Origin of the sequence: Bacillus sp. N3378-2at (genome assembly GCF_033412715.1) — a bacterium.
Taxonomy (GTDB): domain Bacteria; phylum Bacillota; class Bacilli; order Bacillales; family Bacillaceae; genus Bacillus; species Bacillus subtilis.
This window is the reverse complement of sequence record NZ_CP117986.1, coordinates 994,653-1,020,287: the sequence shown is the minus strand read 5'-3', so window position 1 is coordinate 1,020,287 and position 25,635 is coordinate 994,653. Positions and strand designations below refer to the sequence as shown.

The following is a 25,635-nucleotide window of genomic DNA, read 5'->3' as shown; positions in this document are numbered from 1 at the left end:
GGTGAACGAATGGCTAAAATGAGAGTATACGAATATGCAAAAGCGTTAAATGTTTCAAGTAAGGAAATTTTGACCGCACTGAAGAACATGGATTTAGAAGTGAATAATCACATGGCCATGCTTGAAGAAAAGGCCATTAAAAAGCTAGATGCCAAATATAAAAAAGGCGGCGCAGCTGCTAAATCTCAAAAGCCAGCAGAAACGAACAAAAACAAACAGCCACAAGGGGTTAATCAGCAATCAGCTGGAAATCAACCAAATAAAATTCGAGACGGAAAGAAGAATGACGTGCAGAATAATCAATTTAACAAAAACAAGAAGAATAACAACAACAAAAAAAATAAACGCAACAACAACAATAATAAAAACCAACATCAGCAAAAGCCTGTAAAGCCGAAAAAAGAGCTTCCTGAGAAAATTACATTCTCTGGCACTTTAACAGTTGGCGCACTTGCTGAAGAGCTTGGCAAAGAGCCTTCAGAAATCATTAAAAAGCTGATGCTTCTTGGCGTAATGGCAACTATTAACCAAGAGCTTGATAAAGACACAATCGAACTCATTGCATCAGAATATGGTGTTGAAACAGAAGAGGTCATTGTGCTTGAAGAAACAGAGCTGGAAAAATACGAAGAGCCTGATAATGAAGAGGATCTTGAAATTCGTCCTCCTGTCGTGACAATCATGGGCCACGTTGACCATGGGAAAACAACGCTTCTTGACAGCATCCGTAAAACAAAGGTTGTTGAAGGAGAAGCAGGCGGAATCACTCAGCATATCGGCGCTTATCAAATTGAAGAGAACGGCAAGAAAATCACGTTTTTGGATACACCGGGCCACGCCGCATTTACAACAATGCGTGCACGCGGTGCAGAAGTAACTGATATTACGATTCTTGTCGTAGCTGCCGATGACGGTGTCATGCCGCAAACAGTTGAAGCGATTAACCATGCAAAAGCAGCAGAGGTTCCAATCATCGTTGCTGTGAATAAAATAGATAAAGAATCCGCAAACCCTGACCGTGTGATGCAAGAACTGACGGAATACGGACTTGTCCCTGAAGCTTGGGGCGGAGAAACCATTTTTGTGCCGCTTTCCGCTTTAACTGGAAAAGGCATTGATGAGCTCGTTGAAATGATTTTGCTTGTCAGTGAGGTAGAGGAACTGAAAGCGAATCCGAACCGTCAGGCAAAAGGAACGGTTATTGAAGCTGAACTCGATAAAGGCAGAGGGTCAGTCGCGACATTGCTCGTACAGACTGGAACACTGCATGTCGGTGATCCGATCGTAGTCGGCAATACATTTGGCCGTGTCCGTGCAATGGTTAACGACATTGGCCGCCGTGTGAAAACTGCCGGCCCGTCAACTCCGGTTGAAATTACCGGTTTGAATGATGTCCCTCAAGCGGGAGACCAATTCCTTGTCTTTAAGGATGAAAAAACAGCTCGTTCTGTCGGTGAAGCCCGTGCTTCGAAACAGCTTGAAGAGCAGCGCAGCGATAAAGCGAAGCTCAGTCTTGATGATTTATTCGAGCAAATTAAGCAAGGTGATGTAAAAGACATCAACCTCATCGTAAAAGCTGACGTTCAAGGATCTGCTGAAGCTTTAACGGCTGCACTTCAAAAAATTGAAGTAGAAGGCGTTAAAGTGAAAATCATCCATACAGGCGTTGGTGCGATTACTGAATCAGACATTATCTTGGCATCTGCTTCCAATGCAATTGTTATCGGGTTTAATGTGAGACCGGACGGAAATGCTAAGAGTACGGCTGAAGCTGAAAATGTAGATATTCGACTTCACCGTATCATTTACAAAGTAATCGACGAGATTGAAGCTGCCATGAAAGGTATGCTTGATCCTGAATATGAAGAAAAAGTAATTGGTCAAGTAGAAGTACGCCAAACATTCAAAGTATCTAAAATCGGTACAATTGCCGGCGGATATGTTACTGAAGGAACCATTACGCGCGACAGCGGCCTCCGTTTAATTCGTGACGGCGTCGTCATCTTTGAAGGCGAAGTAGATGTTCTGAAACGCTTTAAAGACGATGTGAAAGAAGTTTCACAAGGCTATGAATGTGGTATTACAATTAAGAAATACAATGACATTCGTGAAGGTGACATCCTTGAAGCGTTTGTCATGCAAGAAATTGAAAGAACGTGATCGGATTTGCGGAGTGTGAATGCATCATTTATGATGCAGGATCGCTAAAAGAAAAGCGTGCCGTTCTGAAGCGGGTTTTAACCAGGGTTCAAAACAAGTTCAATGTTTCGATTTCGGAGATTGGCTATCAGGACACCTGGCAAAGAACCAGCTTCGGAATCGCCGCTGTTTCTTCCTCTCGCGTTCAAACAGAAAAAGAACTGCAACGCGTCCTAGCGTTTATCGATTCTTTTCCTGAAATTGAACGGACGATCACTAGGACAGAGTGGTTTTAACTTAGAGGTGATTGAATTGAGTATGAGAGCAAACCGTGTCGGCGAGCAAATGAAAAAAGAACTCGGTGATATTATCAGCCGCAAGCTGAAAGACCCGAGAATTGGTTTTCTGACAGTAACGGATGTACGTGTATCAGGTGATTTGCAAATTGCAAAGGTGTATATCTCGGTTCTCGGTGACGAGAAAAAACGGGAAGAAGCGCTGAAAGGGCTGGCAAAAGCGAAAGGATTTATCCGATCCGAAATCGGCAGCCGCATCAGACTTCGAAAAACGCCTGAAATTGAATTTGAGTTCGATGAATCAATCGATTACGGGAATCGGATCGAAACACTGATTCACGAATTACATTCAGAGAAACCATCTGAATAAAAAATGAGAGGATAGGCGTATATCGTCTGTCCTCTTTCTTCGTTTAAAAGAAAAAAGCTCAAAAGAAGGAGTGAAAGGCAAATGGTTAACGGAGTTCTCCTTTTACATAAACCTGTTGGCATGACATCGCACGACTGTGTCATGAAGATCCGAAAGCTGTTAAAAACAAAAAAAGTAGGACATACAGGAACGCTCGATCCGGAAGTGTCAGGCGTGCTTCCGATTTGTGTAGGAAGAGCGACAAAAATAGTCGAATACTTAACTGAAAAATCTAAAACGTATGATGCAGAAATAACGCTTGGCTTTTCAACCACTACAGAGGATCAAACCGGAGAAACGGTGGAAATAAAGCCTGTCAATCACGACATTGATAAAGCGGATGTAGAAAAGGTTTTAAACAGTTTAAAGGGGAAACAAGAACAAATTCCGCCCATGTATTCCGCTGTAAAAGTAAACGGCAAAAAATTATACGAATACGCAAGAGCAGGGATTGAAGTAGAACGTCCGAAACGTATGATAACCATTGAAGACATTGCCCTGACGACAGAGATTAAACATCATGGAGAAACCGCAAGCTTCCGGTTTACAGTGACTTGCTCCAAAGGGACCTATGTAAGGACGCTGGCGGTCATGATCGGAGAAAAGCTCGGATATCCGGCTCATATGTCTCATTTAATCCGTACGGCATCCGGAGATTTTTCTCTCGACGAATGCTTTACTTTTGATGAGCTCGAAGCACAGGCCCAATCCGGAACCGTGGAAGAGCATACAGTTCCTATTGAACGTGCGCTCAATCATTTGCCGAAATGGATCATAAGTGATACATTAGCTAAGAAAGTAGAAAATGGGGCTTTGCTTGAGACGCCCGAGCAGTTTTCTGAAATGACAAGTGAAGACCGTATCGCCGTCTTTACTGAATCTGGAACCTGTTTGGCGATCTATTTCCCTCATCCTGCAAAAAAAGGGCTGTTAAAGCCGGCAAAAGTATTGATGCAAAAAAGCGAACAATAGAAAAAAGGTGACCGTTCTGTGAAGACGATACATATTACACATCCTCATCATTTAATAAAAGAGGAGCAGGCAAAATCAGTGATGGCGTTAGGATATTTTGACGGCGTTCATCTCGGGCATCAAAAGGTAATCTGCACAGCGAAGCAAATAGCCGAAGAAAAAGGTCTGACATTGGCTGTGATGACCTTTCATCCCCATCCTTCTCACGTGTTGGGCAGAGATAAGGAACCTAAGGATCTGATTACGCCTCTTGAAGACAAAATAAATCAAATTGAACAATTAGGTACAGAAGTTCTGTATGTCGTTAAATTTAATGAAGTGTTTGCTTCTCTTTCTCCTAAGCAGTTTATAGACCAGTATATTATCGGCCTTAATGTGCAGCACGCAGTGGCAGGCTTTGACTTTACGTACGGCAAATACGGCAAGGGAACAATGAAGACCATGCCGGATGATTTAGACGGAAAAGCTGGGTGCACAATGGTAGAAAAATTAACGGAGCAGGATAAAAAAATCAGTTCTTCGTATATCCGTACTGCGCTTCAAAACGGAGATGTTGAATTGGCGAATGTCTTGCTTGGACAACCTTATTTTATTAAAGGAATTGTCATTCATGGTGATAAAAGAGGGCGGACCATCGGGTTTCCGACAGCGAATGTCGGTTTAAATAACAGCTATATCGTTCCGCCCACAGGTGTATATGCCGTAAAAGCGGAAGTGAACGGCGAAGTTTACAATGGCGTTTGCAATATTGGCTATAAGCCGACGTTTTATGAAAAGCGCCCTGAGCAGCCTTCCATCGAGGTCAATCTGTTTGATTTCGATCAAGAGGTATATGGAGCCGCTATAAAAATCGAATGGTACAAACGGATTCGGAGCGAGCGGAAATTCAATGGTATCAAAGAATTAACAGAGCAAATTGAGAAAGATAAGCAGGAAGCCATCCGTTATTTCAGCAATTTGCGGAAATAACTTGCAACGCACGCAAATTTTATTCTAAAATATTTGCATATAGGCACGATTTTTAGTATGATAGTTTTCGTAGTCTTAAAACCATTGCTTGGCAATCCGAAGTCACCGACGGTTGCTAGGTAACTGGGGCTAAATATGATTTGGAGGTGAAACAGGATGGCAATTACTCAAGAGCGTAAAAACCAACTCATCAATGAGTTCAAAACACACGAATCTGATACTGGATCTCCAGAAGTTCAGATCGCTATCCTAACTGACTCAATTAACAACTTGAACGAGCATTTACGTACTCACAAGAAAGACCACCACTCACGTCGCGGTCTTCTTAAAATGGTAGGTAAGCGTCGTAATCTTCTTACGTATCTGCGTAATAAAGACGTAACTCGTTACCGTGAGTTAATTAACAAACTAGGCTTACGTCGATAATCGTAAAAAGCGGGAGGATTCCCGCTTTTTTATCGTATTAAAGCGAAATTTCTTATAACAAATCATTGAAATCCTTTTACATACTACTTTGACATTGATATGTTCAATTCATTTCGTTCATAATAGGAGTAATTGATTATTTCACACAACGAAGAGAGGAGTTCGTAATTGTATGGGACAAGAAAAACATGTCTTTACCATAGATTGGGCCGGAAGAACGCTTACTGTTGAAACCGGCCAGCTTGCCAAACAGGCAAATGGTGCTGTGATGATCCGCTACGGTGATACAGCAGTACTTAGTACAGCAACCGCTTCAAAAGAACCTAAACCGCTTGATTTCTTCCCTCTTACTGTAAACTATGAAGAAAGATTATATGCGGTAGGGAAAATTCCGGGCGGATTTATTAAAAGAGAAGGACGTCCAAGTGAAAAAGCGGTTCTTGCCAGCCGTTTAATTGACCGTCCGATCCGTCCTTTGTTTGCCGATGGATTCCGTAATGAAGTTCAAGTCATCAGCATTGTCATGAGTGTTGACCAAAACTGCTCTTCAGAAATGGCTGCCATGTTCGGTTCATCTCTTGCACTTTCTGTATCGGATATTCCGTTTGAAGGACCGATTGCAGGGGTTACTGTCGGACGCATTGATGATCAATTTATCATTAACCCGACAGTCGATCAGCTTGAAAAAAGCGACATCAATCTTGTCGTTGCCGGCACGAAAGATGCGATTAACATGGTAGAAGCGGGAGCGGACGAAGTTCCTGAGGAAATCATGCTTGAGGCCATTATGTTCGGCCATGAAGAGATTAAACGCCTGATTGCATTCCAAGAAGAAATTGTTGCAGCAGTCGGCAAAGAGAAATCTGAAATTAAGCTCTTTGAAATTGATGAAGAGCTTAATGAAAAAGTAAAAGCTTTGGCAGAAGAGGATCTGCTGAAAGCCATCCAAGTTCATGAAAAGCATGCCCGTGAAGATGCCATTAACGAAGTGAAGAACGCAGTTGTGGCAAAATTCGAGGATGAAGAACATGATGAAGACACAATCAAGCAAGTGAAGCAGATTTTATCCAAGCTGGTGAAAAATGAAGTTCGCCGCCTGATTACTGAAGAGAAAGTAAGACCGGATGGCCGCGGTGTCGATCAAATCCGCCCGCTCTCTTCAGAGGTTGGCCTCTTGCCAAGAACGCACGGTTCAGGTCTATTTACAAGGGGACAAACTCAGGCCCTCAGCGTATGTACGCTAGGTGCTCTGGGAGATGTGCAGATCCTTGACGGCTTAGGTGTCGAAGAGTCGAAACGGTTTATGCATCATTACAACTTCCCGCAATTCAGCGTTGGGGAAACAGGACCGATGCGCGGACCGGGACGTCGTGAAATCGGACACGGAGCACTGGGTGAGCGTGCGCTTGAGCCAGTTATTCCGTCTGAAAAAGACTTCCCTTATACTGTCCGTCTTGTTTCAGAAGTGCTTGAATCAAACGGTTCTACATCTCAAGCAAGCATTTGCGCAAGCACACTTGCAATGATGGATGCTGGTGTACCGATTAAAGCGCCAGTTGCTGGTATTGCGATGGGTCTTGTCAAATCAGGCGAACATTACACTGTCTTGACTGACATCCAAGGCATGGAAGATGCGCTCGGAGATATGGACTTTAAAGTAGCGGGAACTGAAAAAGGCGTAACGGCCCTGCAAATGGACATTAAAATTGAAGGCCTTTCCAGAGAGATTCTTGAAGAAGCGCTTCAGCAGGCGAAAAAGGGCAGAATGGAAATCCTCAACAGCATGCTTGCAACATTAAGCGAATCAAGAAAAGAGCTTTCTCGATATGCGCCTAAGATCTTAACAATGACCATTAATCCTGATAAAATCCGCGATGTCATCGGACCAAGCGGAAAACAAATCAATAAGATCATCGAAGAAACCGGTGTTAAAATTGATATTGAGCAGGACGGCACAATCTTTATTTCCTCTACAGATGAAAGCGGCAACCAAAAAGCGAAAAAAATCATCGAAGACCTTGTTAGAGAGGTTGAAGTCGGCCAACTTTACCTAGGTAAAGTGAAACGGATTGAAAAATTCGGGGCTTTCGTTGAAATTTTCAGCGGAAAAGACGGTTTGGTGCACATTTCAGAGCTTGCGCTTGAACGCGTAGGGAAAGTTGAAGATGTTGTAAAAATCGGAGACGAGATTCTTGTCAAAGTCACTGAAATTGATAAACAAGGACGAGTGAATTTATCCCGCAAAGCGGTGCTCCGTGAAGAGAAAGAAAAAGAAGAACAACAATCTTAAATGAAAACATAAAAGGAGCCTGGGAGACCCGGCTTCTTTATTTTGAAGCTTTTCAAAAGCAGGCGGGTTCTACCTTGTCCTTCTCCTTCATAATTTGAGGTGAGGGGGGACAGAACATGTACAAAAAATTTGTACCGTTTGCCGTTTTTTTATTTCTTTTTTTTGTCTCATTTGAGATGATGGAAAATCCGCATGCACTTGATTATATAGGGGCAATGAAAAAAGATACGGTGACTGTCACGGCGTCAAAAGACCAATTATATGAAGAATTGCTTCAAAAAGCGCCGGAGTACGAAGTTAAGCCCCAGAATGCAAGAATTGATAAAGTGTGGAAAAGCATTCCAGGCTACAATGGATTAAAGGTCAATATTGAACAATCATATAAAAAAATGAAAAAGCATGGTGAGTTTCGGGAAAAAGATTTGGTGTACAGTCAAGTAAAACCAAGTGTTCATCTTGAGTCACTTCAGCCTGAGCCTATTTATAAAGGAAATCCTGACAAACCGATGGTGGCTTTTTTAATCAATGTGGCATGGGGAAATGAGTATTTGGAAAAAATGCTCCCTATTCTGCAAAAGCACCAGGTTAAAGCTACGTTCTTTTTAGAAGGCAATTGGGTGAGAAACAATGAAAAGCTCGCTAAGAAGATTGCAAAAGACGGACATGAAATCGGAAATCATTCATACAATCATCCGGATATGAGCAAACTGACTACAGGAAGAATTTCCGAGCAGCTCGACAAGACTAATGAACAAATAGAACAAACGATCGGCGTTAAGCCAAAGTGGTTCGCTCCGCCAAGCGGAAGTTTCAGAAAAGCGGTTATCGACATTGCAGCAGAGAAACAGATGGGAACAGTCATGTGGACAGTTGATACAATCGATTGGCAAAAGCCGGCTCCGTCTGTACTTCAGACGAGAGTGTTAAGCAAGATACATAATGGTGCCATGATTTTAATGCATCCGACTGACCCTACGGCGGAAAGTCTTGAAGCGCTGATTACACAGATAAAAGACAAAGGATATGCGCTTGGAACAGTCACTGAACTAATGGATGAAACAAGACTATTGAAGTAACAGATGAAGGCAGCTTGTCTTTGAATAGGAGGAACAAATTTGATTAAACGATATACGTGTCAAAATGGTGTAAGAATTGTGCTGGAAAATAACCCGACAGTCCGTTCTGTTGCGATCGGCGTATGGATCGGCACAGGTTCGAGACATGAAACGCCGGAGATAAACGGAATTTCTCACTTTTTAGAGCACATGTTCTTTAAAGGGACGAGCACAAAATCTGCACGCGAGATAGCAGAATCTTTTGATCGTATTGGCGGCCAGGTCAATGCGTTTACTTCAAAGGAATATACCTGCTACTATGCAAAGGTGCTTGACGAGCATGCGAATTACGCGCTGGACGTATTAGCAGATATGTTCTTTCATTCAACGTTTGATGAAAACGAGCTGAAAAAAGAGAAAAATGTAGTATATGAAGAAATTAAAATGTATGAAGATGCGCCGGACGACATTGTACATGATTTATTGAGCAAAGCCACTTACGGCAATCATTCTTTAGGCTACCCAATTCTAGGCACGGAAGAAACGCTTGCTTCCTTTAACGGTGACTCTCTCAGACAATACATGCATGATTATTATACGCCGGACCGAGTGGTGATTTCGGTAGCGGGCAATATATCTGACAGTTTTATCAAAGATGTAGAAAAATGGTTCGGGTCATACGAGGCGAAAGGCAAAGCGACAGGCCTTGAGAAGCCTGAGTTCCACACGGAAAAACTGACGAGAAAAAAAGAAACAGAGCAGGCTCATTTGTGCCTTGGATTTAAAGGCTTAGAGGTTGGCCATGAACGTATTTATGATTTAATCGTCCTCAACAATGTGCTCGGAGGCAGCATGAGCAGCCGGCTGTTCCAAGATGTGCGTGAAGATAAAGGACTTGCTTATTCTGTTTACAGCTATCACAGCTCATATGAGGACAGCGGAATGCTCACTATTTACGGTGGAACGGGTGCAAATCAGCTTCAGCAGCTGTCGGAAACAATTCAAGAAACCCTTGCCACATTAAAACGTGACGGCATTACCTCAAAAGAACTGGAAAACAGCAAAGAGCAAATGAAGGGAAGCTTAATGCTGAGCTTAGAAAGCACAAACAGCAAAATGAGCCGAAACGGAAAAAATGAACTGCTGCTCGGCAAACATAAAACATTAGATGAAATCATCAATGAATTAAACGCCGTGAACTTAGAGCGTGTTAACGGCCTTGCCAGACAATTGTTTACCGAAGACTATGCATTAGCACTTATCAGCCCTTCCGGCAATATGCCGTCTTAAAAAGGAAAGCCTGCTCCATAATGGAGCAGGCATTTTTTAATCCCTTTCATCATACATAGTACAAGGGGGTGACAGACATGCGGCTCAGTGAATTATCAGGAAAGGAAATTGTAGACATCAAAAGAGCTGAACGGCTCGGAGTGCTCGGCCAGACCGATTTGGAAATCAATGAACAGGATGGACAGATTACAGCACTCCTCATTCCCACAGTTAAGTGGTTTGGTTTGAGAAAGCAAGGTCATGACATTCGTGTCCCATGGCACCATATTCAAAAGATCGGTTCAGATATGATTATATTAGATGTACCTGAGGAAATGCCTCCTCGACAAGAGTAAATAGCCCAATTGACTGTGAAGCGGGCTCTAAAGAAAACATCTGAAACATCGGCTGCCGGAGCCGATGTTTTTTTATATGGAAAAAGCGCATCTTTTATATTCACCAGTATTTTCTTTTGATCATAAGATGAAGGGGAGCTTAACAACTAGAGATCCAGTATATACAAAGAAGGTGAACGTTTAGAATGTTAACCGGATTGAAAATTGCAGTTATCGGCGGTGACGCAAGACAGCTCGAAATTATAAGAAAGCTCACTGAACAGCAGGCTGACATCTATCTTGTCGGTTTTGACCAATTGGATCACGGTTTTACCGGGGCAGTAAAATGCAATATTGATGAAATTCCTTTTCAGCAAATAGACAGCATCATTCTTCCAGTATCCGCGACAACAGGAGAAGGTGTCGTATCAACTGTATTTTCTAATGAAGAAGTTGTGTTAAAACAGGACCATCTCGACAGAACGCCTGCACATTGTGTCATTTTCTCAGGCATTTCTAACGTCTATTTAGAAAACATTGCAGCTCAGGCAAAAAGAAAACTTGTTAAACTGTTTGAGCGGGATGACATTGCGATATACAACTCTATTCCGACTGTAGAAGGAACGATCATGCTGGCTATTCAGCACACGGATTATACGATACACGGATCACAGGTGGCCGTTCTCGGTCTGGGGCGCACCGGGATGACGATTGCCCGTACATTTGCCGCGCTCGGGGCGAATGTAAAAGTGGGGGCAAGAAGTTCAGCGCATCTGGCACGTATCACTGAAATGGGGCTCGTTCCTTTTCATACCGATGAGCTGAAAGAGCATGTAAAAGATATAGATATTTGCATTAATACCATACCGAGTATGATTTTAAATCAAACGGTACTTTCTAGCATGACACCAAAAACCTTAATATTGGATCTGGCCTCACGTCCCGGGGGAACGGATTTTAAATATGCCGAGAAACAAGGGATTAAAGCACTTCTTGCTCCCGGGCTTCCAGGGATTGTCGCTCCTAAAACAGCTGGGCAAATCCTTGCAAACGTCTTGAGCAAGCTTTTGGCTGAAATACAAGCTGAGGAGGGGAAATAAGGATGTCGTCATTAAAAGGAAAAAGAATCGGGTTTGGGCTGACCGGGTCGCATTGCACATATGAAGCGGTTTTCCCGCAAATTGAGGCGTTGGTCAATGAAGGAGCTGAAGTCCGTCCGGTTGTCACATTTAATGTAAAATCCACAAATACCCGATTTGGAGAGGGCGCAGAATGGGTTAAAAAAATTGAAGACCTGACTGGATATGAGGCCATTGATTCGATTGTAAAGGCAGAACCTCTTGGACCGAAGCTGCCCCTTGACTGCATGGTCATTGCGCCTTTAACAGGCAATTCAATGAGCAAGCTGGCAAATGCCATGACGGACAGCCCGGTGCTGATGGCGGCAAAAGCGACAATCCGGAACAATCGGCCTGTCGTTCTGGGTATCTCGACAAATGATGCTCTTGGTTTAAACGGAACAAATTTAATGAGGCTCATGTCAACAAAAAATATCTTTTTTATTCCATTCGGGCAAGATGATCCATTTAAAAAACCGAATTCAATGGTAGCCAAAATGGATCTGCTACCGCAAACGATTGAAAAGGCACTCATGCACCAGCAGCTTCAGCCGATTCTAGTTGAGAATTATCAGGGAAATGACTAAATTTACAGAAAATCTTTCCCAAACTAAAAAATTCGGTCATCACCCGCATATTCTATGGTAAAATAAAACGTAAAATCATAGTCAAATCAATTCAATGAAGCTGATTGGCGGAAGGAGTTTTACAGATGGGAAGAGGTTTACACGTAGCTGTTGTCGGAGCGACAGGGGCTGTGGGACAACAAATGCTTAAAACACTTGAAGACAGAAACTTTGAAATGGACACACTTACATTGCTATCTTCAAAACGCTCTGCGGGGACAAAAGTCACGTTTAAAGGCCAAGAACTGACTGTTCAGGAAGCTTCTCCTGAGAGCTTTGAAGGGGTAAATATTGCTTTGTTCAGCGCCGGCGGAAGCGTATCACAAGCATTGGCACCAGAAGCTGTAAAACGCGGCGCTATTGTTATAGATAATACGAGCGCGTTCCGCATGGATGAAAATACACCGCTTGTTGTGCCAGAAGTGAATGAGGCAGACTTGCATGAACACAACGGCATTATTGCCAATCCAAACTGCTCTACAATCCAAATGGTTGCGGCACTTGAACCGATCCGCAAAGCATATGGCTTAAACAAGGTCATCGTATCAACTTACCAGGCAGTATCAGGAGCGGGTAATGAAGCTGTAAAAGAGCTTTACAGCCAAACACAGGCGATTTTAAATAAAGAAGAAATAGAGCCTGAGATCATGCCTGTAAAAGGTGACAAAAAACACTATCAAATCGCCTTCAACGCGATTCCGCAAATCGATAAATTCCAAGATAACGGCTATACGTTTGAGGAAATGAAAATGATAAATGAAACGAAAAAAATCATGCACATGCCTGACCTTCAAGTTGCGGCTACATGTGTGAGACTGCCAATCCAAACTGGGCACTCAGAGTCCGTCTACATTGAGGTAGACCGTGATGACGCTACAGTTGAAGATATTAAAAATCTATTGAAAGAAGCTCCGGGCGTGACACTTCAGGATGATCCAAGCCAGCAGCTTTATCCGATGCCTGCTGATGCTGTCGGCAAAAACGATGTGTTTGTGGGCCGCATCCGCAAAGACTTGGACAGAGCAAACGGTTTTCATTTATGGGTTGTTTCTGATAACCTATTAAAAGGCGCGGCATGGAACTCTGTTCAAATTGCAGAAAGCCTGAAAAAACTAAACCTCGTATAAAAGAGAGAATTTTCTAAAGACGAATAGAAGAGAGTAAGGCGCTATCAGCCTGCTCTCTTCTGTTACGTCCGAATAATTTGGAGTGAAAACAGTGAAGATAATTGTTCAAAAGTTCGGCGGAACATCAGTAAAAGATGATAAAGGCCGCAAACTGGCTTTAGGGCATATTAAAGAAGCAATCAGTGAAGGATATAAGGTTGTCGTTGTCGTTTCAGCGATGGGCCGAAAAGGAGACCCGTATGCAACAGATTCTTTGCTTGGGCTGCTTTACGGCAATCAGTCAGCGATTTCTCCTAGGGAGCAGGATTTGCTTTTATCTTGCGGAGAGACTATTTCCTCTGTCGTCTTTACAAGTATGCTGCTTGATAACGGTGTGAAAGCAGCTGCGCTGACAGGGGCTCAGGCTGGCTTTTTAACGAATGATCAGCATACCAATGCAAAAATCATTGAAATGAAACCGGAGCGTTTATTCAGTGTGCTCGCCAATCATGATGCGGTAGTCGTCGCAGGCTTCCAGGGCGCAACTGAAAAGGGTGATACAACAACAATCGGCAGAGGGGGCAGCGATACGTCTGCAGCCGCACTCGGAGCAGCTGTTGATGCGGAATACATCGATATTTTCACCGATGTAGAAGGCGTGATGACTGCTGACCCAAGAGTGGTGGAAAATGCAAAACCGCTTCCTGTTGTGACGTATACGGAAATCTGCAACCTGGCGTATCAGGGGGCCAAGGTCATTCATCCGCGTGCTGTGGAAATCGCAATGCAGGCCAAGGTTCCGATCCGCGTCCGTTCGACTTATTCGAATGATAAAGGTACATTGGTGACATCACATCACTCTTCCAAGGTCGGCAGTGATGTTTTTGAAAGGCTGATTACGGGAATCGCCCATGTCAAAGATGTCACGCAGTTCAAAGTGCCTGCGAAAATCGGCCAGTATAACGTTCAGACTGAAGTGTTCAAGGCTATGGCAAACGCTGGAATCAGTGTCGATTTCTTTAACATTACACCTAGTGAAATCGTCTATACGGTAGCCGGAAATAAAACAGAAACAGCTCAGCGTATTTTAATGGATATGGGCTATGATCCAATGGTGACGAGAAACTGCGCGAAGGTATCGGCGGTCGGCGCGGGCATTATGGGTGTTCCCGGTGTTACGTCCAAAATTGTATCGGCTCTTTCAGAAAAAGAAATTCCGATCCTTCAGTCGGCTGACAGCCATACGACGATATGGGTGCTCGTCCATGAAGCGGATATGGTTCCTGCTGTAAACGCTTTGCATGAAGTGTTTGAACTTTCGAAGTAAATGTGATTGAATCATGATGAGGTGAATAAAATGAATTTCGGAAATGTGTCTACAGCGATGATTACACCCTTTGACAATAAAGGGAACGTAGACTTTCAAAAACTGTCTACACTGATTGATTACTTGTTGAAAAACGGAACGGATTCTTTAGTAGTAGCGGGAACAACTGGAGAATCTCCGACCCTTTCAACTGAAGAAAAAATTGCGCTTTTTGAATATACAGTAAAAGAAGTAAACGGACGGGTGCCCGTTATCGCTGGTACTGGAAGCAACAACACGAAAGATTCCATTAAGCTGACAAAAAAAGCTGAGGAAGCGGGCGTGGACGCTGTTATGCTTGTTACCCCGTATTACAATAAACCTTCTCAAGAAGGAATGTACCAGCATTTTAAAGCAATTGCGGCAGAGACATCTCTTCCGGTTATTCTCTATAATGTTCCTGGCCGTACGGTTGCTTCTCTTGCTCCTGAAACGACGATCCGTTTGGCGGCAGACATTCCGAATGTGGTTGCGATTAAAGAAGCGAGCGGAGACCTCGAAGCGATTACAAAAATTATTGCTGAAACACCTGAAGACTTCTATGTCTATTCAGGGGATGATGCTCTGACGCTTCCAATTCTTTCAGTTGGAGGAAGAGGAGTTGTGTCAGTGGCGAGCCATATTGCAGGCACTGATATGCAGCAAATGATCAAAAATTATACGAATGGGCAAACAGCTAATGCGGCACTGATTCATCAGAAACTGCTGCCGATTATGAAGGAACTGTTTAAAGCGCCTAATCCTGCTCCAGTCAAAACAGCGCTTCAGCTGAGAGGTCTTGATGTCGGTTCTGTGCGTCTGCCTCTAGTCCCGTTAACTGAGGATGAACGTCTGAGCTTAAGCAGCACGATCAGCGAACTGTAAGAAAATTTCATACAGTGAAACAAACGCGGTCATTCTCACATTCAGCTGAGTTTGACCGTTTCTTTTACATATTGGTTTTCCCTAAACCTTCTGCTTTATCTTGTTTTCTAAATTTACTTTCAGTTATAATAGGAACAAGTGATGATGGACGGGTATGAGACTAGGAGGATATAGATTTTGAAAAAGAAAAATACAGAAAACGTTAGAATTATCGCCCTTGGCGGTGTCGGAGAGATTGGGAAGAACCTTTATGTCATTGAAATTGACTCAGACATATTTGTCGTTGATGCCGGCCTTATGCATCCAGAAAACGAAATGCTCGGTATTGATGTAGTGATTCCTGACATATCATATTTGATTGAACGGGCTGACCGCGTCAAGGCAATCTTTTTAACGCACGGGCACGATGAAAATATCGGCGGCGTTTTTTACTTATTAAACAAGCTGTCCGTTCCAGTGTACGGAACAAAACTGACGCTTGCACTGTTAAGAGAGAAATTAAAACAATACGGACATAACCGAAAAACTGATTTAAGAGAAATTCACTCAAAATCTGTCATTACATTTGAATCAACAAAAGTATCGTTCTTTAGAACGATTCACAGCATTCCTGATTCTGTAGGTGTGAGCTTTAAAACATCACTTGGATCTATTGTATGCACGGGAGACTTCAAATTTGACCAAACACCTGCACTTAATCAGACGTGCGACATTGGCGAGATCGCCAAGATCGGCAATAGCGGCGTGCTCGCTCTGCTTTCTGACAGTGCAAATGCGGAACGGCCGGGTTACACCCCTTCGGAAGCGGCTGTCAGCGGAGAAATTTCGGATGCGCTGTATAATTCACAGAACCGGGTGATTATTGCTGTTTTCGCATCCAATATTAACCGGATTCAGCAAGTCATTCATGCAGCGGCTCAAAATGGCAGAAAGATTGCCGTAGCCGGAAAAAATCTTCAATCTGTCCTGCAGCTGGCGAGAAAGTTAGGATACATTGAAGCAGATGATGAATTGTTTATTTCTGTACAGGATGTCAAAAAATATCCGAAGCGCGAAGTGGCCATTATTACAGCCGGAAGCCAAGGTGAACCATTAGCTGCTTTGACAAGAATGGCAAACAAAGCTCACAAACAGCTGAACATTGAAGAAGGGGATACGGTGGTCATTGCGTCAACTCCGATTCCCGGGCAGGAACTCATTTACTCTAAAACAGTAGATCTTCTTGCGAGAGCCGGTGCACAAGTCATCTTTGCCCAAAAGCGTGTTCATGTATCAGGACACGGCTCACAAGAAGAGTTAAAGCTGATGATCAACCTGCTTAAACCAAAATATTTGATTCCTGTAAACGGCGAATACAGAATGCAAAAAGCTCATTCAAAAATCGCTGAAGAAACCGGCATGAAGCGCAGTGACATCTTCTTAATTGAAAAAGGCGACGTCGTTGAATTCCGCGGCCAAAACGTAAAAATTGGGGATAAAGTTCCTTACGGCAATATTTTAATTGATGGTTTAGGTGTCGGTGATATCGGCAATATCGTATTGAGAGACCGCCGCTTGCTTTCACAGGACGGAATTTTAATCGTTGTCATTACACTTGATAAACAAAAGAAACATCTTGTGTCAGGACCAGAAATTATCACTCGCGGCTTTGTTTATGTAAGAGAGTCTGAAGGTCTAATCGTACAGGCTACTGAGCTCGTCCGGTCCATCGTGACAGAAGCGACTGAAACATCAAATGTCGAATGGTCAACGCTGAAGCAGGCAATGCGGGATGCTTTGAACCAATTCCTTTATGAAAAAACGAAACGTAAACCGATGATCATCCCAATTATTATGGAAGTATAATGACTGACTAAAGACCGGAGTTGCTCCGGTCTTTATTTTTTGTCCTTCAAGCCGGGATTGAATGAAGTATCTTTGTTCATAATACAAAGAGAAACTCGGAAAGGATGAAAGCGAGATGGATCATCGTATGGAAAACACAGAAGAAGAGCGTCCTGAAAAAAATGATGCGAAGGACAGCATTATGAATAAAATACAGCAGCTTGGTGAAACGACGCTTCCGCAGCTGCCCCAAGATACAAATATTCATTGTCTGACCATTATCGGACAAATTGAAGGCCATGTTCAGCTTCCTCCGCAAAACAAAACAACAAAATATGAACATGTCATCCCGCAGATTGTGGCAATTGAACAAAATCCCAAAATTGAAGGCTTGCTGATCATATTAAATACTGTCGGAGGAGATGTTGAAGCTGGTCTTGCAATAGCGGAAATGCTTGCATCTTTATCGAAACCGACCGTTTCTATCGTGCTTGGCGGGGGGCATTCCATCGGCGTTCCGATTGCTGTATCCTGTGATTACAGCTATATCGCCGAAACAGCAACGATGACGATTCATCCAGTTAGGCTCACCGGGCTGGTCATCGGGGTGCCGCAAACGTTTGAATACTTGGATAAGATGCAAGAAAGAGTTGTTAAATTTGTGACAAGCCATTCCAATATAACCGAAGAGAAATTTAAAGAGCTAATGTTTTCAAAAGGAAACTTAACACGCGATATCGGAACAAATGTAGTCGGTAAGGATGCAGTTAAATACGGATTGATCGATCACGCAGGCGGTGTCGGACAGGCAATCAATAAACTGAATGAGCTCATCGACGAAGCAAGGAAAGAAGAAGGACGGATGATTCAATGATTCTTTATACCGTGATGCCGCAGGAAATTGTGTTTGCAGAACAGAACCAAGAGACAAGCGCACATGAGCAAATTGAATATAAAGGTGTACCGCTTCTAGTCGAAATGAAAGGGAATGAAGCGGAAGTCATTCAAATCATGAGCACCAATCCAATGCATTTTCTGCATCCGGACATTTCACCCGGACAAAAGCTGAAATTAAACGTATAAGAATCCAACCCTTTTTTAAGGGCAAAATATGCTATAATAGGGGAATCCTACAGAAAAAACGCAGCCTGTAAACGGCTGCTTTCTTCATTATGTATGAACTTACATTTTTTAACGCAGTAAGGTGATGAGTGTGGCAAAGAAAAAACGAAAATCAAGAAAAAAACAGGCGAAACAGCTAAATATAAAATACGAGCTCAACGGATTGCTGTGTATAGCCATTTCAATTATCGCAATCTTGCAGCTGGGGGTAGTCGGGCAAACGTTTATCTATTTGTTCCGCTTTTTTGCTGGAGAGTGGTTTATTTTATGCTTGTTAGGTTTATTGGTGTTAGGAGTCTCACTGTTTTGGAAGAAAAAAACCCCAAGCCTTTTAACGAGACGAAAGGCCGGGTTGTACTGTATCATCGCAAGCATATTGCTGCTTTCTCACGTGCAGCTATTTAAAAATTTGACGCACAAAGGGTCTATTGAGTCTGCAAGCGTGGTGCGCAATACGTGGGAATTGTTTTTAATGGACATGAATGGCAGCTCTGCTTCACCTGATTTAGGCGGAGGGATGATCGGTGCGCTGCTGTTTGCGACTTCACACTTTTTGTTTGCGTCGACTGGTTCTCAGATCATGGCAATTGTCATGATTTTGATCGGAATGATTTTAGTAACTGGGCGCTCGCTACAAGAAACGCTAAAAAAGTGGATGAGCCCGATTGGACGTTTTATAAAAGAACAATGGTTAGCATTTATTGATGATATGAAATCCTTCAAATCAAATATACAGTCATCGAAAAAAACGAAAGCGCCGAGCAAAAAACAAAAACCGGCCCGCAAAAAACAGCAAATGGAACCGGAGCCTCCTGATGAAGAGGGGGATTATGAAACAGTATCGCCTCTTATTCATTCAGAGCCGATTATCTCAAGCTTTTCTGATCGTAATGAAGAGGAAGAGTCTCCAGTTATAGAAAAGCGCGCCGAACCTGTGTCGAAGCCGCTTCAGGACATCCAACCGGAGACAGGTGATCAGGAAACTGTTTCTGCTCCTCCTATGACCTTTACAGAGCTCGAAAATAAGGATTACGAGATGCCGTCACTGGATTTGCTGGCAGATCCGAAGCATACCGGCCAGCAGGCTGATAAAAAGAATATTTATGAAAATGCGAGAAAGCTTGAACGCACATTCCAAAGCTTTGGCGTAAAGGCGAAAGTCACACAGGTTCATCTCGGACCGGCCGTAACAAAATATGAAGTATATCCTGATGTCGGAGTGAAGGTTAGCAAAATTGTCAATTTAAGCGATGATTTAGCGCTTGCGCTTGCTGCGAAGGATATCAGGATCGAAGCGCCTATACCAGGCAAATCAGCAATCGGAATTGAAGTTCCAAACGCAGAAGTGGCAATGGTTTCGCTGAAAGAAGTGCTGGAGTCTAAATTGAATGACAGACCGGATGCGAAGCTGTTAATTGGACTCGGCCGCAATATTTCAGGTGAAGCTGTATTGGCTGAGTTAAACAAGATGCCCCACCTTTTGGTCGCAGGCGCAACCGGTAGCGGGAAAAGTGTCTGTGTCAACGGCATTATTACAAGTATTTTAATGCGGGCGAAACCGCATGAAGTGAAAATGATGATGATCGATCCTAAAATGGTAGAGCTAAATGTCTACAACGGGATTCCGCATTTGCTTGCTCCTGTTGTAACCGATCCGAAAAAAGCGTCGCAGGCTTTGAAAAAGGTTGTCAATGAAATGGAGCGGCGGTACGAATTATTTTCTCATACGGGTACAAGAAATATTGAAGGATACAATGATTATATAAATCGCGCCAACAATGAAGAAGGAGCGAAACAGCCAGAGCTGCCTTATATTGTTGTCATTGTGGACGAGCTTGCCGATCTCATGATGGTCGCTTCATCTGATGTGGAAGATTCGATTACGAGATTGTCCCAAATGGCGCGGGCTGCCGGCATCCATCTTATTATTGCGACACAGCGGCCATCGGTGGATGTTATCACAGGGGTGATCAAAGCGAACATTCCGTCACGAATCGCGTTCAGCGTATCTTCACAGACGGATTCAAGGACCATTCTTGACATGGGTGGCGCTGAGAAGCTTCTTGGCCGCGGCGATATGCTGTTTTTACCTGTAGGGGCTAACAAACCTGTCCGTGTGCAGGGAGCATTTTTGTCGGATGACGAAGTGGAGAAGGTCGTCGACCATGTGATTACACAGCAGAAAGCGCAATATCAAGAAGAAATGATTCCTGAGGAGACGACGGAAACTCATTCCGAGGTTACTGATGAACTTTATGATGAAGCTGTTGAATTAATCGTCGGCATGCAGACGGCATCTGTTTCAATGCTGCAAAGAAGATTCAGAATTGGCTATACGAGAGCGGCGCGCCTGATTGACGCAATGGAGGAACGCGGTGTTGTCGGACCGTATGAAGGCAGCAAACCTAGGGAAGTATTATTATCAAAAGAGAAATATGATGAGCTCTCTTCTTAATGAAGGGAGTTCCGCTTTCTGTAGTCGTCAATAATAACATTATGTAAACTGATCACCTTTCTATTTATTTTTTCGACAAAACATGATATAGTTGTCCCAATTGTTCAATAATTTTTATCGAAAGTGGTTTACGGAGGGGAAACATGTCTACAAAAGCTGATAATCGGCACTTGTATTTGAAAGTAATTGAACGAATTAAAGAGGATATAAAAAATGGGATCTACACTGAGAAGGAAAAGCTGCCTTCTGAATTTGAGCTTTCCAAAAAGCTTGGTGTCAGCAGAGCGACGCTAAGAGAAGCCTTGCGGATACTGGAAGAAGAGCATGTGATTATCAGAAGGCATGGTGTAGGCACTTTTGTCCATTCTAAGCCGTTATTTCTTTCGGGCATTGAACAGCTGAACAGTGTAACCAAGATGATAGAACAGGCGAATATGACCCCTGGCACGATTTTTCTATCATCACAAGTGCTTATGCCGTCTGAAGATGATACGAAGAGATTTCATTTGGCAGAAGGGCAAGAACTTTTTTACCTTGAACGAGTCAGGACAGCTGACGGACAGCCGATTGTGTATTGTATAGACAAAATTCCGATGAATATTTTGCCGAATTCTTTTTCTCATCAGCAAGAATCTATGTTTGACCTTCTTGAGAAAAATTCAGGCTCCGTAATCAGCTATGCAGTAACTGATATAGAACCGATCGGCTATCACGATACCATTTCTCCAGTACTTGAATGCGATCCGGAAACAGCCCTTTTGCTGTTAAAACAAACCCATTACGATCAGCACGATAAACCGGTGCTTTATTCTTTAAATTATTTTAGAGCGGATAAATTCAGATTTCATGTTTTGCGTAAACGATTCTAAAAACGGACGCCTGTATGTGTCTGTTTTTTTATTTGCACTGATTCATGTTTCTTTGTACATACTTTCATTCCGGTTAACGCAATATATAAGGGATGACAAGAAAGTGAATGGGTGAAAATGTTGAGAGAGAAAAGTGGAATGAAAAATATTATTGCATTGTCTTCCGTACCGCTTGTGATGACACTCGGGAACTCCATGCTGATTCCTGTTCTTCCGATGATGGAGAAAAAGCTGTCTGTGACTTCATTTCAAGTATCTTTAATCATTACTGTATATTCAGTAGTAGCAATTATTTGCATTCCGATTGCCGGATATTTGTCGGATCGTTTCGGGAGAAAAAAAATATTGCTTCCATGCCTCCTCATTGCAGGATTGGGGGGAGCCGTAGCTGCTTTTGCCTCGACCTATATGAAAAATCCTTATGCTATGATCTTGGCGGGGCGGGTTCTTCAAGGCATTGGTTCTGCAGGTGCCGCTCCGATTGTCATGCCGTTTATCGGCGACCTGTTTAAAGGAGACGATGAAAAGGTCAGCGCGGGTCTTGGCGATATTGAAACCGCCAACACGTCAGGGAAGGTACTGAGTCCCATACTTGGAGCCTTACTGGCTTCTTGGTATTGGTTTGTACCATTTTGGTTTATTCCGTTTTTCTGTTTGATCAGCTTTTTGCTCGTATTGTTTTTGGTGGCCAAGCCTGAAGAAGATGAAGATGCGCCTGCTGTTTCTGAGTTTATTAAGAGTGTGAAGAAAATTTTTAAACAGGATGGTCGCTGGCTTTATACGGTCTTCATTATCGGGTGTGTCATTATGTTTTTGTTATTTGGCGTATTATTTTATTTATCAGATACGCTGGAGAACAAGTATGCTATTGACGGAGTAGCTAAAGGCGGATTACTGGCAATCCCACTTTTGTTTTTGTCAACCAGTTCTTTTATAGCTGGCAAAAAGATCGGTAAAGATAAAGGCCGAATGAAATTTTGCGTTGTTACAGGAATGATTCTGTTAACCCTTTCGTTTATTGCCTTGTGGTGGAACCACAGTTTTTATTTTTTATTTGTCTTTTTAAGCTTTGGCGGGATTGGGATTGGAATGGCTCTTCCTGCTTTAGATGCACTGATAACCGAAGGGATTGAAAGTGAACAATGCGGAACCATTTCCTCCTTCTACAATAGCATGCGCTTTATAGGAGTAGCTCTCGGTCCACCTGTTTTTGCTGCATTAATGTCTAATGCAAACTGGATTATTTTCATACTCTCGGCGTTTTGCAGCATCGTTTCTTTATTTTTAGTGCTCTTTACTGTAGATGCTAAAAAAAGTGAAGAAGAAGAAAAAAACTTAGGGACGGTCTAGCCAGCCGTCTTTTTTTGCGCTTCCTTGCACAGTTTACAACTGTACCTATACAGCATGCGGAGGTTATTGTTTCCTTATAAATCCTACAGTTGCTATAATTACATGAAAGAGTGTTTCTGCGGATGCTGAAAATTGGTCATAATACATACTAATTAAGAAATGAACGAAGGAGGTTCCATATGTCATATGTTAATGAACTCAAATCAAAGCACGGCGGTTTAACCGCACATATTGTAAAAACAGAAAAATTCAAAACCGTCTCGCTTATTTTTAAGATGCTTGCGCCGCTGACAAAGGATCAAGTCACCAAAAGAGCGCTTCTCCCGCATGTGCTTCTTCGCGGAACGAAAAGCCATCCGAAAACCGCAGAATTGCGTTCATACTTGGATGAGCTGTACGGCACGTCAGTATCGGCTGATCTTACGAAAAAAGGAGAGCGGCACGTCATTACGTTCAGGCTTGAAATTCCGAATGAAAAATATTTAAAAGACCAAACGCCGCTACTTGAGAAAGGGCTCCAGCTTCTCGCAGAAATCGTCTTTTCACCTGCTTTAGAGGGAGACGCTTTTCAGTCACAATATGTGGCTCAAGAAAAACGGACGCTTAAGCAAAGAATCCAAGCCGTCTATGATGATAAAATGCGCTATTCGAATTTAAGGCTGATACAGGAAATGTGCAAAAATGAGCCTTACGCGCTTCATGTCAATGGTGAAATCGACGATGTTGATGACATTACGGCAGAGCAATTATACGAAACATACCAAAGCGCTATCCAAAAAGACCAGCTTGATCTATATGTTGTTGGCGACGTGGACAGTAACCAGGTACAATCGGCAATTGATAAGTATTTCAAAACAGAAGAGCGCACTCTTGGCACGATTGAAAACAATCACGCTGATGAAAAAGTTCAGCCAAAAGAAGTAATTGATGAAGAGGATGTCAAGCAAGGAAAACTGAATATCGGCTACCGCACCAGCATCACTTATACAGATCAGGATTATCCTGCTTTACAAGTGTTTAACGGATTGTTCGGCGGATTCTCTCATTCTAAACTTTTCATTAATGTTCGGGAAAAAGCCAGTCTTGCTTACTACGCGGCTTCGCGTATAGAAAGTTTTAAAGGCTTGTTAATGGTGATGTCAGGCATTGAAGTGAAAAATTTTGAACAGGCGGTTTCGATTATTGCTGAGCAATTCCAGGCAATGAAAAATGGCGATTTCAATGAGCAGGATATAGCACAGACAAAGGCCGTTATTCGAAATCAAGTGCTGGAAACGATTGATACAGCATACGGTTTATCTGAGTTTTTATATCAGCAGGCCGCTGCTCAAGTCGAGATTCCTATCGAAGACTTTCTTGCAAATATTGAGAATGTCACAAAAGAGGATATCATTAAAGCCGGCGAAAAGATTCAGCTTGATACGACTTATTTCTTAAAAGGGACGGAGGGTGCATCTTGATCAAACCAATCGAATATGAACAGCTTCAGGAGACGCTGTATCATGAAAAAATGTCCAACGGCCTTGATGTTTACGTTTTGCCGAAAAAAGGCTTCAACAAGACATATGCGGTCTTTACAACAAAGTACGGCTCGATAGATAACCGGTTTGTCCCTTTAGGTAAAAACGAGATGGTTCACGTGCCGGACGGGATTGCTCACTTTCTTGAGCACAAGCTGTTTGAGAAAGCGGACGGAGACGTTTTTCAAGATTTCAGCAAACAGGGGGCTTCTGCCAATGCGTTTACGTCATTTACAAGAACGGCTTACCTTTTCTCAAGCACATCAAATGTTGAACGCAATTTAGAGACGCTTATCGATTTCGTACAGGACCCATATTTTACTGAAAAAACGGTTGAAAAGGAAAAAGGGATTATCGGGCAGGAGATTAATATGTACGACGATAACCCTGATTGGAGGCTTTACTTCGGGGTCATTGAAAACATGTACAAAGAGCATCCTGTCAGAATTGACATAGCGGGAACAGTGGAAAGCATTTCACATATTACAAAAGACCTTCTTTATGAATGCTATGAAACGTTTTATCACCCGAGTAACATGCTCCTTTTCATTGTCGGACCTGTAGATCCTGAAGCGATTATTTCTCAGGTAAGAGAAAACCAGGGGAAAAAGCCGTATACTGATCAGCCGGAGATCAAACGGGAAGAAGTGAAAGAGCAAGAAGCGGTTTTCCGAAAAGAAAAAGAGATCAAAATGAACGTGCAGGGACCGAAATGCCTTGTTGGGCTGAAATCCAAAAATCCGTTTAAATTAGGCAAAGAGCTCTTAAAGCATGAACTTTCAATGAACTTATTGCTTGAAGCTCTTTTTGGCAAAAGCTCTGCCCAGTATGAATCACTTTATGAAAAAGGATATATTGACGAAACGTTTAGCTTTGATTTTACTGCTGAATATGGGTTCGGTTTTGCGGCGATCGGCGGAGATACGCCTGAGCCTGATCAATTGGCTGAAGACATTTCAAGCATGCTTTTGCGCGCCGGTGAACTGATTACTGCTGAAAAGATTGAACTTGCCAGAAAGAAAAAGATTGGCACATTCTTAAAAGCGCTGAATTCCCCTGAATACATTGCCAATCAATTTACCCGTTATGCGTTCTTGGATATGAGTCTGTTTGACGTTGTAACGGTACTCGAGCAGATTACCCTCGAGGATGTCCAGAACGTAATACAAGAGGAAATTGCTGCAGACAGACTGACTGTCTGCAAGGTTGTTCCTAAATCATAAACAAAACATCCCTCCAGTGTGAGGGGTGTTTT

General features: G+C 42.9%; 23 protein-coding genes. All 23 read left to right on the top strand.

Annotated elements, in window-relative coordinates; translation table 11 throughout:
- Positions 1-9 precede the first annotated feature (9 nt).
- Positions 10-2,160, top strand: a complete 2,151-nt coding sequence (infB, locus tag PUN35_RS05700; RefSeq protein WP_014479801.1) for a translation initiation factor IF-2 — start codon at positions 10-12, stop codon at positions 2,158-2,160.
- Complete coding sequence (locus PUN35_RS05695; RefSeq protein ID WP_003231905.1) at positions 2,157-2,435, top strand: DUF503 domain-containing protein; 279 nt, start codon at positions 2,157-2,159, stop codon at positions 2,433-2,435. The genes infB and PUN35_RS05695 overlap by 4 nt, the downstream gene beginning before the upstream one ends.
- A gap of 16 nt (positions 2,436-2,451) precedes the next feature.
- On the top strand, positions 2,452-2,805 hold the full coding sequence (gene rbfA, locus PUN35_RS05690) for a 30S ribosome-binding factor RbfA (RefSeq protein WP_009967251.1): 354 nt from the start codon (positions 2,452-2,454) through the stop codon (positions 2,803-2,805).
- A gap of 81 nt (positions 2,806-2,886) precedes the next feature.
- Positions 2,887-3,816, top strand: coding sequence for a tRNA pseudouridine(55) synthase TruB (gene truB, locus PUN35_RS05685; protein WP_014479802.1), 930 nt, complete (start codon positions 2,887-2,889; stop codon positions 3,814-3,816).
- Between the two features lie 18 nt (positions 3,817-3,834).
- Positions 3,835-4,785 carry a bifunctional riboflavin kinase/FAD synthetase gene (ribF, locus tag PUN35_RS05680; protein WP_014479803.1) on the top strand — a complete coding sequence of 317 codons (951 nt, stop codon included), beginning with the start codon at positions 3,835-3,837 and terminating at the stop codon, positions 4,783-4,785.
- A gap of 156 nt (positions 4,786-4,941) precedes the next feature.
- On the top strand, positions 4,942-5,211 hold the full coding sequence (gene rpsO, locus PUN35_RS05675) for a 30S ribosomal protein S15 (RefSeq protein WP_003220957.1): 270 nt from the start codon (positions 4,942-4,944) through the stop codon (positions 5,209-5,211).
- Between the two features lie 172 nt (positions 5,212-5,383).
- Positions 5,384-7,501 carry a polyribonucleotide nucleotidyltransferase gene (gene pnp, locus PUN35_RS05670; RefSeq protein ID WP_003231897.1) on the top strand — a complete coding sequence of 706 codons (2,118 nt, stop codon included), beginning with the start codon at positions 5,384-5,386 and terminating at the stop codon, positions 7,499-7,501.
- Positions 7,502-7,617: 116 nt separating this feature from the next.
- Positions 7,618-8,577: a polysaccharide deacetylase family protein gene (locus tag PUN35_RS05665; protein WP_014479804.1), complete on the top strand. Its 960-nt coding sequence runs from the start codon at positions 7,618-7,620 to the stop codon at positions 8,575-8,577.
- 39 nt (positions 8,578-8,616) lie between these two features.
- Positions 8,617-9,846 carry a M16 family metallopeptidase gene (locus tag PUN35_RS05660; RefSeq protein ID WP_003245717.1) on the top strand — a complete coding sequence of 410 codons (1,230 nt, stop codon included), beginning with the start codon at positions 8,617-8,619 and terminating at the stop codon, positions 9,844-9,846.
- Positions 9,847-9,923: 77 nt separating this feature from the next.
- Positions 9,924-10,181, top strand: a complete 258-nt coding sequence (locus PUN35_RS05655) for a YlmC/YmxH family sporulation protein (RefSeq protein ID WP_003231890.1) — start codon at positions 9,924-9,926, stop codon at positions 10,179-10,181.
- A 185-nt stretch (positions 10,182-10,366) separates the two neighbouring features.
- Positions 10,367-11,260, top strand: coding sequence for a dipicolinic acid synthetase subunit A (gene dpaA / locus PUN35_RS05650; protein WP_014479806.1), 894 nt, complete (start codon positions 10,367-10,369; stop codon positions 11,258-11,260).
- 2 nt (positions 11,261-11,262) lie between these two features.
- Positions 11,263-11,865: a dipicolinate synthase subunit B gene (gene dpaB, locus PUN35_RS05645; RefSeq protein ID WP_003231884.1), complete on the top strand. Its 603-nt coding sequence runs from the start codon at positions 11,263-11,265 to the stop codon at positions 11,863-11,865.
- Between the two features lie 125 nt (positions 11,866-11,990).
- A complete protein-coding gene (asd, locus tag PUN35_RS05640; protein WP_014479807.1) occupies positions 11,991-13,031 on the top strand; it encodes an aspartate-semialdehyde dehydrogenase in 1,041 nt (346 codons plus the stop codon).
- Between the two features lie 91 nt (positions 13,032-13,122).
- Positions 13,123-14,337 carry an aspartate kinase gene (dapG, locus tag PUN35_RS05635; RefSeq protein WP_014479808.1) on the top strand — a complete coding sequence of 405 codons (1,215 nt, stop codon included), beginning with the start codon at positions 13,123-13,125 and terminating at the stop codon, positions 14,335-14,337.
- 30 nt (positions 14,338-14,367) lie between these two features.
- Positions 14,368-15,240: a 4-hydroxy-tetrahydrodipicolinate synthase gene (dapA, locus tag PUN35_RS05630; protein WP_014479809.1), complete on the top strand. Its 873-nt coding sequence runs from the start codon at positions 14,368-14,370 to the stop codon at positions 15,238-15,240.
- 177 nt (positions 15,241-15,417) lie between these two features.
- On the top strand, positions 15,418-17,085 hold the full coding sequence (gene rnjB / locus PUN35_RS05625) for a ribonuclease J2 (protein ID WP_003231875.1): 1,668 nt from the start codon (positions 15,418-15,420) through the stop codon (positions 17,083-17,085).
- Between the two features lie 115 nt (positions 17,086-17,200).
- A complete protein-coding gene (gene tepA / locus PUN35_RS05620) occupies positions 17,201-17,938 on the top strand; it encodes a translocation-enhancing protein TepA (protein ID WP_003245712.1) in 738 nt (245 codons plus the stop codon).
- Positions 17,935-18,147 carry a YlzJ-like family protein gene (gene tepJ, locus PUN35_RS05615; RefSeq protein ID WP_003231871.1) on the top strand — a complete coding sequence of 71 codons (213 nt, stop codon included), beginning with the start codon at positions 17,935-17,937 and terminating at the stop codon, positions 18,145-18,147. The genes tepA and tepJ overlap by 4 nt, the downstream gene beginning before the upstream one ends.
- A 130-nt stretch (positions 18,148-18,277) precedes the next feature.
- On the top strand, positions 18,278-20,641 hold the full coding sequence (gene spoIIIE / locus PUN35_RS05610; RefSeq protein WP_014479810.1) for a DNA translocase SpoIIIE: 2,364 nt from the start codon (positions 18,278-18,280) through the stop codon (positions 20,639-20,641).
- Positions 20,642-20,784: 143 nt separating this feature from the next.
- Complete coding sequence (locus PUN35_RS05605) at positions 20,785-21,510, top strand: GntR family transcriptional regulator (RefSeq protein ID WP_003245732.1); 726 nt, start codon at positions 20,785-20,787, stop codon at positions 21,508-21,510.
- Positions 21,511-21,648: 138 nt separating this feature from the next.
- A complete protein-coding gene (gene bcbE / locus PUN35_RS05600) occupies positions 21,649-22,860 on the top strand; it encodes a bacillibactin exporter BcbE (protein WP_031600514.1) in 1,212 nt (403 codons plus the stop codon).
- A gap of 179 nt (positions 22,861-23,039) precedes the next feature.
- Entirely contained in the window at positions 23,040-24,320 is a 1,281-nt protein-coding gene (yfmF, locus tag PUN35_RS05595) for an EF-P 5-aminopentanol modification-associated protein YfmF (RefSeq protein ID WP_014479812.1), read from the top strand.
- A complete protein-coding gene (gene yfmH, locus PUN35_RS05590; protein WP_003244823.1) occupies positions 24,317-25,603 on the top strand; it encodes an EF-P 5-aminopentanol modification-associated protein YfmH in 1,287 nt (428 codons plus the stop codon). The genes yfmF and yfmH overlap by 4 nt, the downstream gene beginning before the upstream one ends.
- Positions 25,604-25,635 lie beyond the last annotated feature (32 nt).

What these genes read in the sequence shown, in the direction of transcription:
- dapA (WP_014479809.1), top strand. Translation starts at nt 14,368, where the DNA reads ATGAATTTCGGAAATGTGTCTACAGCGATGATTACACCCTTTGACAAT.
- tepA (WP_003245712.1), top strand. Translation starts at nt 17,201, where the DNA reads ATGGATCATCGTATGGAAAACACAGAAGAAGAGCGTCCTGAAAAAAAT.
- asd (WP_014479807.1), top strand. Translation starts at nt 11,991, where the DNA reads ATGGGAAGAGGTTTACACGTAGCTGTTGTCGGAGCGACAGGGGCTGTG.
- dpaB (WP_003231884.1), top strand. Translation starts at nt 11,263, where the DNA reads ATGTCGTCATTAAAAGGAAAAAGAATCGGGTTTGGGCTGACCGGGTCG.
- tepJ (WP_003231871.1), top strand. Translation starts at nt 17,935, where the DNA reads ATGATTCTTTATACCGTGATGCCGCAGGAAATTGTGTTTGCAGAACAG.
- truB (WP_014479802.1), top strand. Translation starts at nt 2,887, where the DNA reads ATGGTTAACGGAGTTCTCCTTTTACATAAACCTGTTGGCATGACATCG.
- bcbE (WP_031600514.1), top strand. Translation starts at nt 21,649, where the DNA reads ATGAAAAATATTATTGCATTGTCTTCCGTACCGCTTGTGATGACACTC.
- rpsO (WP_003220957.1), top strand. Translation starts at nt 4,942, where the DNA reads ATGGCAATTACTCAAGAGCGTAAAAACCAACTCATCAATGAGTTCAAA.
- yfmF (WP_014479812.1), top strand. Translation starts at nt 23,040, where the DNA reads ATGTCATATGTTAATGAACTCAAATCAAAGCACGGCGGTTTAACCGCA.
- infB (WP_014479801.1), top strand. Translation starts at nt 10, where the DNA reads ATGGCTAAAATGAGAGTATACGAATATGCAAAAGCGTTAAATGTTTCA.
- PUN35_RS05665 (WP_014479804.1), top strand. Translation starts at nt 7,618, where the DNA reads ATGTACAAAAAATTTGTACCGTTTGCCGTTTTTTTATTTCTTTTTTTT.
- PUN35_RS05655 (WP_003231890.1), top strand. Translation starts at nt 9,924, where the DNA reads ATGCGGCTCAGTGAATTATCAGGAAAGGAAATTGTAGACATCAAAAGA.
- dpaA (WP_014479806.1), top strand. Translation starts at nt 10,367, where the DNA reads ATGTTAACCGGATTGAAAATTGCAGTTATCGGCGGTGACGCAAGACAG.
- PUN35_RS05605 (WP_003245732.1), top strand. Translation starts at nt 20,785, where the DNA reads ATGTCTACAAAAGCTGATAATCGGCACTTGTATTTGAAAGTAATTGAA.
- pnp (WP_003231897.1), top strand. Translation starts at nt 5,384, where the DNA reads ATGGGACAAGAAAAACATGTCTTTACCATAGATTGGGCCGGAAGAACG.